Genomic DNA, 17,208 nt, shown 5'->3' on the forward strand with positions numbered 1-17,208 from the left:
AAATAACAGACATAGTGGCGTGTTAAATTAGCATTTCTCGTCTACACACGTCTACGTAAAGGAAGCAATTTATTGCAATAAACGCTGATTTCCCTCTTCTTGTAATAAATACATCTGCAAAAATCTGCCTATAGTTTAGCATGTTAATATATTTATCATTAAAGGACCCGACGCTTTATTCATGCGCAATAATAATTTCTGTTACAATGCGTCGGCGTGCATGCGTTGTAATCAGAGAAAATTTTTGCGTAGTTTTAGCTGATTTCTCAACCGGTATTGTTCTGATATCGCAATATTTATAACGAGTTAAATCAATATATGAATACAAAAATACAACTAAAACGAGTAGCTGAAGCAAAATTACCTACACCATGGGGCGAGTTTTTAATGATTGGATTTGAAGAAATCAAAACCGGCCGCGATCATGTCGCTCTTGTTTTCGGCGATATTTCTGGTGATGAACCTGTATTATCGCGCATCCACTCAGAATGCCTCACTGGAGATGCTTTATTCAGTCTAAGATGCGACTGTGGTTTTCAATTAGAAGCTGCACTTTCGCAAATTAGTCAGGAAGGCCGGGGTGTTTTGCTCTATCACCGCCAGGAAGGCCGCAATATTGGCCTGCTGAATAAAATTCGTGCCTATGCTTTACAGGATCAAGGTATTGATACTGTTGAAGCCAACCATCAATTAGGTTTTGCTGCCGATGAAAGAGATTTCACCCTGTGTTCAGACATGTATAATATTTTGAATATTAATACAATTCGTCTTCTTACTAACAACCCTAAAAAAGTTGAAATCATGATAGAAGCAGGTATTAATATCACCGAACGTGTTCCATTGATCGTAGGACGTAATTCCCAAAATGCTCACTATTTGGATACCAAAGCCAACCGAATGGGCCATTTGCTGTCCAAATCAAGCTAAAAGTTCTCTAATGACTTTCTGTAAAAGATAAAAACTGCGTCAGTGTGGGCGCAGTTTTTATTTCTAAATGTGATTTTTCAGTTTTTTATCATTTCAGCATATTACGAATCACATAATGCAAAATACCATCATGATAGAAGTAAGACAGTTCTGTTCCCGTATCAATGCGGCAACGGGTATCAATCACAATTTCCTGTCCATTGGCATAGGTAACTTTCACTGCAATTGTCTGCCCAGGTTGAATGTTAGATAATCCTGTAATATCAATTCGCTCCTCACCTGTCAGGTTTAAGCTCTTGCGGCTAACGCCTTGAGGAAATTCCAATGGCAAGACACCCATACCAATCAAGTTAGAGCGGTGAATGCGTTCAAAAGATTCTGCAATTACAACCCTGACTCCCAGTAGTCTTGTTCCTTTTGCAGCCCAGTCACGGCTTGATCCTGAACCATATTCTTTCCCCGCAATAACGGCTAATGGTATTTTTTCCTCCTGATAACGCATCGCTGCATCATAAATAGCAAGTTGGGATTGTGAAGGAATATGCCGGGTATAACCTCCTTCAACCCCTGATACCATCTCATTACGAATACGAATGTTAGCAAACGTTCCTCGCATCATAACCTCATGATTGCCACGCCTTGAACCATACGAATTAAAATCTTTTGGTGCAACACCATGTTCTTGCAAATAACGTCCGGCAGGACTGTCAGCTTTGATATTTCCCGCAGGAGAAATATGATCCGTCGTGACTGAATCCCCCAAGATCGCCAAAATGTGAGCCTGATGAATGTCTGTAACTGGTTTAGGCTCAGCCGTCATATCACTGAAGAAAGGCGGATTGCGTATATAGGTGGAATCCGCCTGCCAAGCATAAGTTGCTGAGCTTTCGACGCTCAAGGATTGCCAACTTTCGTCACCATCAAACACAGAATCGTATTCTTTATGGAACATTTCAGTTCTGACTTTTCCAACCGCTTCTGCAACCTCTGTACTATCAGGCCAAATATCCTTCAAGTAAACATCATTACCTTGTTGATCTTTCCCAATAGGCTCTCGTGTCAGATCCTTTCTCATATTGCCAGAAAGCGCATAAGCTACCACCAGCGGCGGTGATGCTAGCCAGTTAGTTTTCACCAAAGGATGAATGCGCCCTTCAAAATTTCGATTACCGGAAAGCACAGCTCCAACAGTTAAATCCGCTTGTTTAATCGCAGCTTCAATAGGATCAGGCAATGGCCCAGAGTTACCAATACAGGTAGTACAACCATACCCCACTAAATTAAAACCCAATTTTTCCAGATATGGCATGAAACCTGCCAATTCTAAATAACTTGTCACAACTTTCGAGCCAGGAGCCAGTGAAGTTTTAACCCATGGTTGACGCTGCAAACCTTTTTCAACCGCTTTTTTGGCAAGTAATCCCGCTGTCATCAATACACTGGGATTAGAGGTGTTCGTGCAAGAAGTAATGGCAGCAATCACCACAGCACCATCTTGCAATGAAAACGTTTGGTTATCTAAAGTCACTGATACCGCTGATGAGTGTTCTTGGGTTTTATGAATATCCAATTCTGTGGCGGATTGAAAAGCTTGTGGTACATTTCCCAATGCAACCCGGTCTTGAGGACGTTTCGGTCCAGCTAAACTTGCTTCAACTGTCGACATGTCCAACTCTAGGGTGCTGGTAAAAATAGGCTCATCTCCCGTATTACGCCATAAACCCTGAGTTTTGCAATAAGCTTCAACCAAAGCAATTTCTTTTTCATGGCGCCCCGTTAAACGCATATAGTCTAATGTAATGTCATCAACAGGGAAGAAACCACAAGTCGCACCATATTCAGGGGACATATTGGCAATAGTTGCCCGATCTGCCAACGGCAAATCAGATAATCCATCACCATAAAATTCAACAAATTTACCCACAACACCGTGCTTACGCAGCATTTGTGTCACAGTCAGTACAAGGTCAGTTGCTGTGATCCCTTCTTGCAATTTTCCGGTCAGTTTAAAGCCAACAACATCTGGGATCAGCATAGAAACTGGCTGTCCCAGCATCGCTGCCTCGGCTTCAATTCCCCCTACACCCCATCCCAGAACGCCCATCCCATTAATCATGGTTGTGTGAGAATCCGTTCCGACCAACGTATCAGGATAAGCAAAATCCTTACCATCCTGATTTTCATACCAAACGGCTTTACCCAGATATTCCAGGTTAACCTGATGGCAAATCCCTGTTCCGGGAGGGACAACGCGGAAACGATTAAAAGCTTTCTGTCCCCAACGCAAGAACAGATAACGTTCATAATTACGTGCCATCTCTATCTGGACGTTTTCTGAAAATGCCTGTTCAGTGCCAAATTTATCAACCATCACCGAGTGATCGATAACCAAATCAACAGGGGATAACGGATTAACCTGCTCTACATTTCCACCAAGTCTCAACACAGCTTCCCGCATCGCAGCAAGATCGACGATAGCCGGCACACCTGTAAAATCCTGCATAAGTACGCGGGCGGGGCGATAAGCAATTTCTCGATCTGCATGACCGGTTTTTTGCCATTCCACCAACGCCTGCAAATCATCTTCCACAACTGATTCACCATCAACATTGCGCAAGAGATTTTCGAGCAGAACTTTCAGTGACTTTGGCAGGCGGGATATATTGCCAACTCGTTCAGATAACAGAGGTAAACTGTAATAGTGATAGGTTTCACTGCCAGTGGATTTGCTTCCGATCGAGAGCGTTGAAGCACAGTCCGTTTTCAATTTAAACGACATAACTCCTCTCCTTTCTTATTATTGATGGTCAGCTACCATTAAACATAACATATAAGCAACTATTTGTTATTCCGTCACCACACATTTTGCTAACTAGCTGTAAATCCTCATTTATTGATAAATTTTAATGATGACACCTCCAAAGTAGATATGTTTTATTCACGCCATAAGAGTTTGATTGAATTGACTCTAAAGTTTCTACGCATTTCTGGCTAATAGGTTTCAAATTGAAATTTGAAAAATAAAGGTATATTCAGGATACTCAATACGTTTATTAGAGATTGGAGGCAAAATTATGGATACAGAAAAAAACAAAGAATACCAACATTACCTGAGCCATATAAAACAAGCCGATCAGTTTTTTTCGGCTGGCATTAGAGATAAATTTTCCTTGTCGGATTATCAGCTTAGTGATACAGACGGCCTTGTCCAATTTATTATTACTTCAAATATTGTCGACAAAGGCAGTGTCATACAGAAAATGAATGAAATCAAAAAAATACAGATCGCCCTTTCTTCAATAGCCGCCGATTATATCGCCAAATATACCAATACTCATGGCAAAAAATATAAGACTGACATTCAATTTTGGGGTGATATCATGGCAAAACTGCCCTTGATGAGTATCATGAATGTCGAAAGTCAAACCTATCAGCATGAAATGAAAGGCGTTTCTATTGCAACTAATTTACTCCAACTCATCATGGATATTATTTTAAATGCAAACTCTCCAAGCCTGAAAAGCTTTTCCGATTTTTTGCAAAAACAAGGTGATGCTATAAGGCTGGGTTTAAAACGGAATGGAGATCATTATTCCACCCTCACATTAGCCAGTGTTATTGAAGCAATTGGCGTTGAAGATCGGGTCATGTATGCCCCTAAAATAAAACTCTATAAAATAGATTTTGACAGAACCAACTCAACAGTGACGTCAAATTGCGCTTCTAGCGAGAATATTAATGTTGAATTTACTTACTCCTCTTGTATTTCCTTATTTCATTATCAATCGTTAGAAAATCACGAAGTTAAAATAGCTTTCGATAATTTCATTCTCAAAAATCAAAAATCTTCAATAGAAAATTCTGACAATTTTTTCAGTGGTGAATTTAAGACAATGAGTCCAAAGGGGACATAAAATAAAAGATCAACCACCTGCCTGCTGTTTGGAGGTGGTTTAATCTTCTTGACACTATCTATCTTATTTATATCTATTTTTCTGATAGTAAATATCTTTTTACACTATCGGCAGTTCGATATCTTTGAACATTTCTTCGATTTCTTCATTGGAGCGTAACGCAATGGCTTTATCCACGACATCACGCGTCAAATGTGGCGCGAAACGCCAAATAAAATCATACATATAACTGCGCAGAAAACTACTGCGTCGAAAGCCGATCTTGGTAGTGCTGTAACCGAATTGATCACGCATATCAATACGTACTAAATCACCGTCCTTAACGGGTTCTACGGCCATACTGGCAATCACACCAATCCCTAACCCTAACCGCACATAAGTTTTAATCACATCGGCATCTGTTGCCGTAAATACGATTTTAGGTTTCAAACCAACCCGATCAAAAGCAACATCCAACTCAGAGCGCCCAGTAAAACCAAACGTATAGGTTACAATCGGATATTCAGCCAGTTCTTCAATCGTCACATTCTGTCTACTAGCAAGAGGGTGATCTTTCGTCACCACAATAGAACGGTTCCAATGATAACAAGGCAACATAATCAGATCGCTATAGAGATGCAGTGCTTCTGTTGCTATCGCAAAATCACTATTTCCTTTGCATACCTCTTCCGCAATTTGCGTTGGAGAACCTTGATGCATATGCAGTGATACATTGGGATAACGTTCAATAAAGCCCTTAATAACAGGAGGTAAAGCATATCTTGCTTGTGTATGGGTCGTCGCTATATATAAAGAACCGCGATCTGGATAGGTGTGTTCACTGGCAACAGAACGAATTGAATCAATTTTTGACAGAACCTCACGTGAAATACGGACAATTTCTTCACCAGCTGGAGTCACGTGCGTCAAATGTTTACCACTACGAGCAAATATCTGAATCCCCAGCTCATCTTCGAGCATCCTGACTTGTTTGCTGATCCCCGGTTGAGAGGTATACAACCCTTCTGCTGTAGAAGATACATTTAGATTGTGGTTAACCACCTCTACAATATAACGCAATTGCTGTAGTTTCATATCAGCACTGTCCCTAATAATCAAATGTATGAACGTTTTGTAGTTTAACCAATTGCTATATTGCTAATGGTTACTCACTTATAACTATATAGAATATATATCTGTAGGAATATAACCACTATAACACTTGCTATATATTTATATAACAAATAATTAAGATGAGTAACTATTATCAAGCACCTGTTGCAGATATATTGTGTTTTAATTTTGTCGAAATACAAAAAAAGCCAGTCCATAGAACTGGCTTTTTAGAAAGAAAAGTTACATTTCCCATAAAAAAAGAAATATATCTCTAAATATATTTCTATGAATTATACCCAATAAATGAGGATATAATGCACAAATTTATCTTAAAGATCGATTACTTTTCTTTCACAACCCAAGCCCCTTCAACAAAAAATGCGGTCCATCTGGTGGCCTTGCCATTTTTCTCTGACGAAACGTACTGCTGTTTAGTTTTACGGCTAAAACGAACAACTGTTTTATTCCCTTCCGGATCAGCAACAGGCGCTTGCGCTAAATAACGCAATTTTTCCGGCAAGCGATCTTTGAACCGAACAAGCTCTTCAACTAATGGTGCTCGCGTTTCGCGAGATTTAGGGAAGGTGTTGGCTGCTAAAAACACCCCTGCTGCACCATCACGCAGAACAAAGTAAGCATCCGATTTTTCACATGCCAGCTCAGGTAACGGAACCGGATCTTCTTTCGGTGGCGCCACTTCCCCATTACGCAAAATTTTACGGGTATTTTTACACCCTTCGTTTGTACAACCCATGTACTTACCAAAACGCCCCATTTTCAGGTGCATTTCTGAACCGCACTTATCACACTCAACTATCGGACCGTCATAACCCTTAATGCGGAATTCACCTTCTTCAACTTCATAACCATCACACTCCGGGTTATTACCGCATACGTGCAATTTACGCTGGTTATCAATCAAATAACTGTCCATCGCTGTACCACAATTTTTACAGCGCCGACGAGCACGCAATGCATTGGTTTCAGCATCATCCCCTTCCAGGACATTTAGGATTTCATTTTCCGGGATAAGGTTAATCGTCTGCTTGCATCGCTCTTTAGGTGACAACACGTAACCAGAGCAGCCAAGAAATACCCCTGTTGTTGCAGTACGAATTCCCATTGGACGGCTACAGGTCGGGCACCCAATTGAGGTAATCACCATCGGGTTCGGGCGCATTCCGCCTTCATCTGGTTCTTTACTGGCAACATCAAGCTGTTCACTGAAATTGGAGAAAAATTCGTCCAAAACGCCTTTCCAATTTGCGTCATTGTTGGCTACATGATCGAGCTGGTCTTCCATTCTTGCCGTAAAATCGTAGTTCATCAATTCGTTGAAATTTTCTTCCAAACGATCATTGACAATTTCACCCATTTTCTCTGCATAGAACCGCCGATTTTCAACGCAAACATAACCACGCTCTTGAATGGTTGAAATAATTGATGCATAAGTCGATGGACGACCAATCCCACGTTTTTCCAACTCCCTGACCAAGGACGCTTCACTGAAACGCGCAGGTGGTTTTGTAAAGTGCTGGCTTGGTATCAACTGTTGCACATCAAGCTCTGTGCCCACTTCCACCACCGGCAAAGTATTATCTTCATCTCCTTTGCGCAAAATCGGCATGACTTTTGTCCAACCATCAAAACGCAGAGTACGGCCTTTGGCGCGTAACTCAAAATCGCCAGCTTGAACGATCAATGTCGTGGAATCATATTTCGCAGGTGTCATCTGACAAGCAATGAATTGACGCCAGATAAGCTGATACAATTTTTGTGCATCAGTTTCCATATCTTTCAATTCTTCTGCCATGACATTAACATCAGAAGGTCGAATCGCCTCATGGGCTTCCTGAGAGTTTTCCTTGCTGCTGTAAACATTGACACTTTTCGGCAAGTATTTATCACCAAAATGGTTACTGATATAACCACGAACCATTTCCAACGCGTCCTGACTCAAGTTAGTCGAATCGGTACGCATATAAGTGATATACCCAGCTTCATATAAGCGTTGCGCCATCATCATGGTTTTTTTAACCCCAAACCCAAGCCGTGTACTTGCAGCCTGTTGCAATGTTGAGGTAATGAATGGTGCACCTGGCTTACTCGATGTTGGACGATCTTCACGCTCAATCACTTTGTATCTCGCTTTTTCAAGCAGAGATACTGCTGACTGCGTTTGTTGCGCATTTACGGGTTTAAATGGTTTTCCCTTCTCATGGGTAACTTCCATATGGAGAGAGATATCACCCTTAGCCATTAAATCCGCGTGCAGTTGCCAATATTCTTCCGGCACAAATGCCTTGATTTCACGTTCCCGCTCAACCACAAGACGAACTGCGACAGATTGCACCCGCCCAGCGGATAACCCTCTGGCAACTTTTTTCCACAGTAGCGGTGAAACCATGTAACCTACAACGCGATCCATAAAACGGCGCGCTTGCTGGGCATTCACACGGTCAAGATTCAATTCACCGGGATTATCAAAAGCCTGTGTGATTGCATTTTTGGTAATTTCATTGAATACAACCCGGCTGAAACGGGATTCATCTCCACCAATCACTTCTCGCAGATGCCATGCAATAGCCTCCCCTTCGCGGTCAAGGTCTGTTGCAAGATAGATATGATCAGCTTTTTCAGCCAGCGTTTTCAGCTCTGAAACAACTTTTTCTTTGCCTGGCAAAATTTGATAGTTCGCTTCCCAATCATGATAAGGATCGACACCCATACGGATGATCAGCGCCGTTTTCTCATCTTTTTTTGCTCTCTTTTTATTCTTATCGGTAGATGAGCTTGAACTCTTTTGACTCACTGTTCCACTCGTCGGCAAATCACGGATATGACCTACACTGGATTTTACAACGTAGTCATTCCCCAGATATTTATTGATTGTTTTGGCTTTTGCCGGGGACTCCACTATAACAAGAGCTTTAGCCATAGTTACCTTTACCTAATTATCTTCTTTTCAGATGGCGAAAATCACGGCGTTATGTTGCGATATATAAAATAAAACCTCTTTTTATATTGCGATAGATTTGCAAGATATCAACTAATTTTTATCTTGTACCTTTGCTTAAGCGCAAAACCCTTTGAAATATTTAGGATATTTTATATACCTACACAAACCATACAATTGTATGTTTTAACAGTTGTAAACAAAATCTTCCATCTGCATGACGAAAAGCCCACACTCTACCTGATAAAAAACGATGCGCAACAACTTATTTTTTGAAGGAGCACAATAAATGAAAACTAAAACCATGCCTGTTAAGCGAAAGCAGTTACTAAAAAAAGTAAATGAAATCATTAAGAAACACGAAGATTTTATACAAGGCATGTACGCAGAGAGCGCGGAACAAAGAGAACGGAGTATCATCCCTGATTGGTTAATCAATTATCAATAAATATGCGGGCAATAAAGGATATATAAATCTCTTCTATTTACCCGCATAATATCTGCGGTAGTTTTAGGTAACTGATTTTTCCGTTACAACAAAGGTTTTTCTCCCCTTTGCCACCAACGCATAAACAATTTGTCAACGTTCTCCATCGCACTCCCCATAAAACGGTCTATGGCACGTTTGCGGCGATAATAATTAACACCGATTACTTCACAATGTTCAATTTTTTCAATCAGAAAATCATCACTGACACCCACATCATCAATCAACCCATTTTCTTTTGCTTGTGTACCGTACCAATATTCACCAGTAGCTACGTTTTCCACATCCAAAGATGGACGATATTGATGGATAAATGATTTGAATAACTTATGCGTTTCGTTCAAATCTTCCTGAAATTTCTTGCGTCCCTGTTCAGTATTTTCTCCCAGAACAGTCAGGGTACGTTTATATTCGCCCGCAGTATGCAATTCAACATCAATATCATTTTTCTTCAATAACCTATGAATATTTGGTAATTGAGCCACAACGCCAATGGAACCGATAATGGCAAACGGTGCAGCAATAATGCGATCAGCCACACAAGCCATCATGTATCCACCACTTGCAGCTACTTTATCCACGGCAATTGTCAGACGTATCCCTTTCTGCCGCAAACGAACCAATTGAGATGCTGCCAGTCCATATCCATGAACCACACCACCAGGACTTTCCAGTCGCAGCAAAACTTCATCTTTTTTGTCAGCCACAGCCAGTATTGCACTGATCTCTTCGCGGAGTGACTCCACTTCACGGGCATCCATACTACCTTTAAAGTCCAAAACATAAAGATTTGGCTTCTGTATGCCTTTCTGACCCGTTTTGGCTTCCGCTTTTTTCTGTTTAGCGTCACTTTTTTGCTGTTTTTTAAATGTTTTTTGCCAAATTTTTTGTTCTGCTTCACTCATTCGAGCCTGCTGCATCTGGCGCTGTCTTTCCTTGTATGACTTACCAAGATTAGTCAGCTTCAATTCCCCTTTGTGCATTGTTTTACGTACACCTAATCCGATACAAACGACCGTCAGAATGGCGATTGCCAAAACCACCGTGAGCACTTTGGCTAAGAACAATCCGTATAGAGACAAATATTCCACAGCTCCACCTTTATTAATTGATGAACAATATGTTTGTTTCATTCTAACTAAAAACCGAATACCTTGCCCTAACAGTTTGCTTAACCTATCTCAATTGGAGTTACACTCTTTTACCCATTTTTCACCAATGCAGGCAAATTTGACGGGAACCTTAAGTTTTGTTCTGATGATGACCTGTATGAGCCATCCTGAAATGGCAGTCATAGATTCACAAGCAATATAGGAAGATTGTTCGATGTTTGATTACCAACCCAATAGTCATCTGCTACAACAAAAAATTATTTTAATAACCGGTGCTGGCGATGGCATTGGGCGCGAAGCCGCGCTGACTTATGCCCGCCACGGTGCACAAGTTATTCTGCTGGGACGTACCACCGCTAAACTGGAAGCAGTCAGGCAGCAAATTGCAAACGATAGTGGTTTATCTGCTGACATTTATACGATGGATCTGCTGACAGTGACCGCAGAAGAATGCCAAACTTTCGCCAACTATCTGGCCCAGCATTATTCACATTTGGATGGTGTCTTGCACAACGCTGGGCTTCTTGGTGCTGTTTCCCCTATCGTAGAACAGCCTGTACAACTTTGGCATGAAGTGATGCAAGTGAATGTCAACGCTACTTTTATGCTGACTCAGGCATTGATCCCTCTATTATTAAAATCCACTAGCGCTTCTTTGGTGTTCACCAGCTCCAGTGTCGGCCGTGAGGGCAGAAGTGGTTGGGGAGCATATGCTGTTTCCAAATTTGCTACAGAAGGCCTAATGCAAGTTTTGGCACAAGAATATCGGGATACTTCCCTGCGTATTAACTGCATCAATCCTGGCGGAACAAGCACCAGCATGCGAGCATGTGCTTTTCCTGATGAAAATCCCGCTAAGTTAAAAACACCAGCGGATATTATGCCTGTCTATCTTTATGTAATGGGAGATGACAGCCGAAATGATTCTGGCATCAGTTTTGATGCTCAACCCGGACGCAAAGCGGGACCTGCTGAATCGTGACCAGAGATAATAGCCAGTACCAGAAAAGGCAACAACGCCTGAAAGAAAAAGTCGATGCCCGTATTGAAGCAGCACAACAAGAACGGGGGATTGTTATTGTGTTCACAGGAAACGGTAAAGGAAAAACTACCGCTGCATTTGGCACAGTTACTCGTGCAATCGGGCATGGACAACGTGCTGGTGTTATCCAATTCATCAAAGGGACATGGGAAAGCGGTGAAAGGAACTTGCTGATACAGCAAGGTGTTGAATTTCATATGATGGCAACAGGTTTCACATGGGAGACTCAAAATCGCGAATCAGACACAGCAGCCTGTCAAACAGCCTGGAAACAGGCTGCGGCAATGCTATCTGATCCTTCATTGCACCTTGTAGTGCTGGATGAATTAACCTATATGGTTAGTTATGGTTACTTAGAACTCACCGAGGTTCTGACTGCCCTTAAACAGCGTCCTGCCCATCAAAGTGTGATTATCACAGGCAGAGGATGCCATCGAGAATTACTGGAATATGCCGATACGATTACGGAAATGCGCCCGGCAAAACATGCGTTTAATGCCGGAATTAAGGCACAGAAAGGCATTGATTGGTAAATGAATCCGCTGTTTCAATCGCTTTAGATAAATGCTGATATGGCTGAAACAGCGGCTTAAACGTATTAACGACCTTTAGATGTGGTCTTCTTCCCTGCATTCTGACGAGAACTGCTTGCAGGACGTTTTCCTGCCGGACGGGATACAACCTGAGTATGTCGTCTTACCGCGCGGCGGATCTGATTAGCCTTAACGCGGCGTTGATCACGCCCAACAGCGACTTTGGTCAAAATCTCTTCATCCAAATCAACCAATTGACGTAAATAGTTAGTCTGTTCCAACCCCAACTCAGTCCAGCCACCACGCGGCAAACCTTTCGGCAGATCGATATCGCCATAACGCACACGGATCAGGCGGCTGACTTGCACACCAACGGCTTCCCATAAGCGTCTGACTTCGCGATTACGGCCTTCTGTCAGAGTAACGTTGTACCATTGGTTGATACCTTCTCCACCTTTAAACGCAATGGTCTTAAATGAAGCCGGGCCATCTTCCAGTTGTACACCTTGTGTCAATTGACGGAGTTTTGCGTTATCGACTTCACCGAACACACGAACTGCATATTCACGCTCAACTTCGCGGCTTGGGTGCATTAAACGGTTAGCCAATTCCCCATCGGTAGTAAACAACAACAACCCGCTGGTATTAATATCCAGACGCCCTACCGCAATCCAGCGTGCGCCTTGCATTTTTGGCAGACGATCAAACACAGTCGGACGGCCTTCAGGATCATGGCGGGTACACAATTCACCTTCCGGTTTATAATAAGCCAAAACACGGCAAATTGTTTTCTGTGGCTCTTTGATATTTAAGATCCGTCCATCCAGACGAATTTTTATTGAGGGCTTAACTTCGATTCGATCACCCAACGTTGCAATCTTACCATCAATGCTAATGCGTCCTTGTTGGATATACCCCTCGATTTCGCGACGGGAACCATGACCAGAACGCGCGAGAACTTTTTGTAACTTTTCTGTTTTATCGCTCATTGAGCAACCTCTATTGTCGCCTTCACAGGCGTCGTGATACTAAATAAAAATTGAATCGTATACTTTAAAAAAAACGTACACTTTATAAAAAAGGTGTTACATCACCTTCGCCTTCACGAAGAATTACTGGTGAATCCCCAGTCAAATCTATTACCGTCGTCGGTTGCTGCCCAAGATAACCACCGTGAATGATTAAATCAACTTGTTTACCCAAAGTATCCTTAATCTCTTCAGGATCAGATTCGGCAAAATCATTTCCGGGCAAAATTAAGCTACATGACATCAATGGCTCACACATCCCTTCCAGCAAGGCCAACGCAATAGGATTAGAAGGAACTCGCAAGCCGATGGTTTTGCGTTTTTCATTCATCAAGCGACGCGGTACTTCTTTTGTCGCCTGTAAAATAAAAGTGTAATTGCCTGGCGTGTTATTTTTGATCAACCTGAACGCCTGATTATCTACATGAGCATAAGTGGCAATTTCAGACAAGTCACGACACATCAACGTAAAATTGTGGCGTCCTTCCAATTGGCGAATACGGCATATACGGGTCATAGCATCCTTATTTTCAAGGCAACAACCAATGGCATAACCTGAATCAGTAGGATAGATGATAACTCCGCCTTTTTTCAGTACATCCACACTTTGATCAATAAGACGGATTTGTGGATTGTCAGGGTGGATATAAAAAAACTGGCTCATAAATATAACCTCTATACTTCTATGCAGCCCCAAGCCGTGACCAATCGTGCCATATCGGTACAACATCACCGGGTAACCACAAATTGCGCCCAAGTTCTATCCATGAACAAGGTTGGTGAAAATCCGATCCTAATGATACTTTCAACCCATATTCTCTTGCCAGCTGACCAAGTTGTTGTCTTTCATTAGGGGCTTGCTGGCACTGTGCAACTTCCATTGCATCACCACCATGTTGTTTAAACCAAACTATTAACCGTTTTAGCCACTTCGTCGACAAATTATACCTACCGGGATGGGCAATCACAGCCCGTCCCCCTGCCTGATGAATGGTTTCAATAGCCTGCTCGATTGTACACCATTGCGGTGGGACATAACCGATTTTTCCCTTTACCAGATATTTTTTGAACACTTTCGGGATAGTCGGTACAACTCCCGTTTCTACCAAATAACGGGCAAAATGGCCGCGAGTGACTTGTCCACCATTGGCTAATCTAGATGCACCTTCCCAAGCATCGGCAATGCCTGCTTTGGCCAACCGTTGCCCCATTTCAATACCACGCTGTTGCCTTAAATCAACTTGATGCGCTAAAAACTTCCGTAAGGAAATAGAGTTGATATCAATGTGTAAGCCAACGATATGAATTTCCAGATTTTGCCATAATGTCGAAATTTCAACGCCGGATATCAATGTTAATGGCAAATTATTTTGCTGAATATGATTTAAAGCAGACGGAATACCCTCCGTCGTATCATGATCGGTAATTGCCAGTACATCAATACCCATAGCAATGGCTCTGTCCACGAGCTGCTCAGGTGATAAAACACCATCTGAAGCGGTCGTATGGCTATGCAGATCATAGCGTTTTGTCATTTCACTGGCGGCTTCAGTCATTGTTTTTTTACCTGTTTTTCGGATGGGAAAAAGGCACTATCGATTAAAGTGATATGAAGCGCAATCAAGCGCAAAGCGGTAATGATAACACAAGAGTAAAAAAAATCATTGACAAGCAAACCTCGAACCAGTTTACTAGTACACAGGTTAACTGAAACACTCTTTACTAAAAAAACCTTTATCAAAAATCCATTGAATCAATGAGGCACTCGAAATGAGCGTATTTATGCAACCTAAGCAGTCAAAGCGTTGGTGGCACAACTTCCCAGTCAGGGCGGTTGGCTCACGCACATAAATCAAGAATAGATACGCAAGTGCCAAAACCCGCCCTCAAGAGGCGGGTTTTTTTGTAGCTATTTTCTTATAACGCAAGTTTTTATGAATAAAGATTAGAAATGGGGTATGAAGATGACTGGCAAAGAATTTAATATCTCTATAAGTCAGGTGGATACTCTCTACCAGACAGATCCAACACTGCTTTTTCACCAACTTTGTAGTAATCGCCCAGCAACGTTATTGCTGGATTCTGCTGAAATTCACAGTAAAAAGAATCTCAAAAGCATCCTGATCATTGATAGCGCTATGCGCATTACAGCCAATGGGCGTCAAGTTACTTTTGAAGCACTCACTGAAAATGGCCAAAACCTGATCCCGATACTCGCGAATTTACTTTCAGACAAAGCCCAATTAGACGTAGAGCCGAAGGTTATGCAAGCACGGTTTCCTGCTATTGAGCACAATCTGGACGAAGACAGCCGGCTAAAATCCGATTCAGTTTTTGATGCATTGCGTGCCCTGACAGCATTAGCATCCTTCTCAGAATCTCCCGATGCCATTTTTGTTGGTGGATTGTTTGCTTATGATTTAGTAGCCGGTTTTGAACCATTGCCTACAGTAGAAGATCGCCAACGCTGCCCTGATTTCTGTTTTTATCTCGCAGAAACGCTATTAGTGATCGACCATCAAGATAAACACTCACGTCTGCAAACTTTATTGTTTGGTGAATCCGATTCAGAAAGAAAACGCCTTAAAGAGCGTTTAGCAACCTTAGTTACAGCTATTTCAGCCCCACTTCAGCCACTCTTACCTGTCACACTGCCCGGTATTACTGTTGGCTGCGATCAAAGTGATGAACAATACGCAAATATCGTACGCCAGCTACAGCAATTTATCCGTCAAGGGGATATTTTTCAGGTAGTTCCATCACGTCGTTTCACCTTGCCATGCCCTTCTCCGCTGAGCGCTTATCATGTATTGAAAAAACAAAATCCAAGCCCTTATATGTTTTTTATGCAAGATCAGGATTTTTGCCTGTTTGGGGCTTCACCAGAAAGTGCTCTTAAATATGATGCCAACAACCGCCAGATCGAAATTTATCCGATAGCCGGTACTCGACCACGCGGACGCGATAACAACGGGGAATTGGATGCCGATCTTGATAGCCGAATTGAGCTGGAAATGCGCACGGATGCTAAAGAAATGTCTGAGCATGTGATGTTAGTTGATTTAGCTCGCAACGATTTAGCCCGTATCTGCGAACCAGGCAGTCGATATGTCGCCGATTTAACCAAAGTCGATCGCTATTCATTTGTTATGCATCTGGTTTCCCGTGTTGTCGGCACACTCCGGCATGATTTAGATGTCTTCCATGCCTATCAAGCCAGCATGAATATGGGCACATTGACGGGAGCCCCTAAAGTTCGGGCGATGCAACTCATCGCAGAATATGAAGGTGAACGGCGTGGCAGTTATGGCGGAGCCGTCGGTTACTTCACTGGCAAAGGGGATTTTGATACCTGCATAGTAATCCGTTCTGCCTATGTGGAAAACGACCAAGCTACCATTCAAGTTGGAGTAGGTGTGGTGCTGGACTCCATTCCCCAGTCAGAAGTAGATGAAACTCACAGTAAAGCCAGAGCCGTTATTCGCGCAATTGCACAAGCACATCATGTGGAGGTAACATTCTGATGGCTAATATTCTTTTACTCGATAATGTAGATTCCTTCACATATAACCTTGTGGATCAACTGCGTACTCATGGTCACCATGTCATTATTTATCGCAATACCGTGTCAGCAGCCATCATTATTGCCAAACTTAATGAGATGGAATCTCCTCTTTTAATGTTATCCCCCGGTCCAGGGAAACCCTCAGAGGCAGGCTGTATGCCTGAATTGATCAAGCAAGTGATAGGCCAGATCCCAATAATCGGAATTTGTCTTGGACATCAGGCGATTATTGAAGCTTATGGAGGAAAAGTTTCTGCTGCTCAGGAAATTCTGCATGGCAAGGCAACACCCGCTATCCATGATGGGAAAGATATGTTTTCCGGCCTACCAAATCCTTTGTCTGTTGCTCGTTACCATTCTCTTGCCGCTGTGCATACTCCGACAGCACTGACTGTCTCTGCTTCATGTGGCGATATCGTGATGGCTGTGCGCCATGATGAGCACAAAGTTTGTGGTTTTCAGTTCCATCCCGAATCTATTTTAACTACGCGGGGTGCCAAACTGCTCGAACAAACACTGGCTTGGGCATTGAGCTGACGATTTAAGGGT

The 17,208-nt window shown here is 42.4% G+C and carries 14 protein-coding genes and 1 other annotated feature; of the genes, 7 read left to right on the forward strand and 7 right to left on the reverse strand.

Translation table 11 applies throughout. The features are described from left to right. Positions 1–330 precede the first annotated feature (330 nt). Positions 331–927, forward strand: a complete 597-nt coding sequence (ribA, locus tag Xets_RS17575) for a GTP cyclohydrolase II (protein ID WP_167450575.1) — start codon at positions 331–333, stop codon at positions 925–927. Positions 928–1,015: 88 nt separating this feature from the next. Here the strand turns inward: ribA and acnA are convergent, their stop codons facing one another. Further along, complete coding sequence (gene acnA / locus Xets_RS17580; RefSeq protein WP_187652231.1) at positions 1,016–3,706, reverse strand: aconitate hydratase AcnA; 2,691 nt, start codon at positions 3,704–3,706, stop codon at positions 1,016–1,018. Positions 3,707–4,001: 295 nt separating this feature from the next. Here acnA and Xets_RS17585 point away from each other — a divergent pair, with 295 nt between their 5' ends. After that, entirely contained in the window at positions 4,002–4,841 is an 840-nt protein-coding gene (locus tag Xets_RS17585; RefSeq protein ID WP_099132396.1) for a hypothetical protein, read from the forward strand. Between the two features lie 99 nt (positions 4,842–4,940). Here Xets_RS17585 and cysB read toward each other — a convergent pair whose 3' ends face one another. Together cysB and topA are read right to left on the reverse strand one after the other, a co-directional pair. Continuing rightward, on the reverse strand, positions 4,941–5,915 hold the full coding sequence (gene cysB / locus Xets_RS17590; RefSeq protein ID WP_099132395.1) for an HTH-type transcriptional regulator CysB: 975 nt from the start codon (positions 5,913–5,915) through the stop codon (positions 4,941–4,943). A 361-nt stretch (positions 5,916–6,276) separates the two neighbouring features. Beyond that, on the reverse strand, positions 6,277–8,874 hold the full coding sequence (topA, locus tag Xets_RS17595) for a type I DNA topoisomerase (protein ID WP_099132394.1): 2,598 nt from the start codon (positions 8,872–8,874) through the stop codon (positions 6,277–6,279). A 307-nt stretch (positions 8,875–9,181) separates the two neighbouring features. Between topA and Xets_RS17600 the strand changes: the two genes are divergently transcribed. Continuing rightward, the gene (locus Xets_RS17600) at positions 9,182–9,340 is read left to right on the forward strand and encodes a DUF2498 family protein (RefSeq protein ID WP_120211330.1); all 159 of its coding nucleotides are present in this window, start codon (positions 9,182–9,184) and stop codon (positions 9,338–9,340) included. 83 nt (positions 9,341–9,423) lie between these two features. Here the strand turns inward: Xets_RS17600 and sohB are convergent, their stop codons facing one another. Further along, the gene (gene sohB, locus Xets_RS17605) at positions 9,424–10,470 is read right to left on the reverse strand and encodes a protease SohB (RefSeq protein WP_187652232.1); all 1,047 of its coding nucleotides are present in this window, start codon (positions 10,468–10,470) and stop codon (positions 9,424–9,426) included. A gap of 235 nt (positions 10,471–10,705) precedes the next feature. Here sohB and Xets_RS17610 point away from each other — a divergent pair, with 235 nt between their 5' ends. Then, entirely contained in the window at positions 10,706–11,473 is a 768-nt protein-coding gene (locus Xets_RS17610) for a YciK family oxidoreductase (protein ID WP_099132393.1), read from the forward strand. Then, complete coding sequence (gene cobO, locus Xets_RS17615) at positions 11,470–12,066, forward strand: cob(I)yrinic acid a,c-diamide adenosyltransferase (protein ID WP_187652233.1); 597 nt, start codon at positions 11,470–11,472, stop codon at positions 12,064–12,066. The genes Xets_RS17610 and cobO overlap by 4 nt, the downstream gene beginning before the upstream one ends. A 65-nt stretch (positions 12,067–12,131) precedes the next feature. Here the strand turns inward: cobO and rluB are convergent, their stop codons facing one another. The 3 genes from rluB to Xets_RS17630 form a co-directional block, all read right to left on the reverse strand. After that, complete coding sequence (rluB, locus tag Xets_RS17620; RefSeq protein ID WP_099132391.1) at positions 12,132–13,055, reverse strand: 23S rRNA pseudouridine(2605) synthase RluB; 924 nt, start codon at positions 13,053–13,055, stop codon at positions 12,132–12,134. An 82-nt stretch (positions 13,056–13,137) separates the two neighbouring features. Next, positions 13,138–13,758 carry an L-threonylcarbamoyladenylate synthase gene (locus Xets_RS17625; RefSeq protein ID WP_099132390.1) on the reverse strand — a complete coding sequence of 207 codons (621 nt, stop codon included), beginning with the start codon at positions 13,756–13,758 and terminating at the stop codon, positions 13,138–13,140. 19 nt (positions 13,759–13,777) lie between these two features. Then, entirely contained in the window at positions 13,778–14,650 is an 873-nt protein-coding gene (locus tag Xets_RS17630) for a PHP domain-containing protein (RefSeq protein WP_099132389.1), read from the reverse strand. A gap of 244 nt (positions 14,651–14,894) precedes the next feature. Further along, positions 14,895–15,001: a sequence feature (Trp leader region), on the forward strand. A 57-nt stretch (positions 15,002–15,058) separates the two neighbouring features. Between Xets_RS17630 and Xets_RS17635 the strand changes: the two genes are divergently transcribed. Beyond that, positions 15,059–16,618, forward strand: coding sequence for an anthranilate synthase component 1 (locus Xets_RS17635; protein WP_099132388.1), 1,560 nt, complete (start codon positions 15,059–15,061; stop codon positions 16,616–16,618). Continuing rightward, positions 16,618–17,196, forward strand: a complete 579-nt coding sequence (locus Xets_RS17640) for a gamma-glutamyl-gamma-aminobutyrate hydrolase family protein (RefSeq protein WP_099132387.1) — start codon at positions 16,618–16,620, stop codon at positions 17,194–17,196. The genes Xets_RS17635 and Xets_RS17640 overlap by 1 nt, the downstream gene beginning before the upstream one ends. Positions 17,197–17,208 lie beyond the last annotated feature (12 nt).

It is taken from the genome of Xenorhabdus sp. TS4, from assembly GCF_014467265.1.
Lineage (GTDB): Bacteria > Pseudomonadota > Gammaproteobacteria > Enterobacterales > Enterobacteriaceae > Xenorhabdus > Xenorhabdus ehlersii.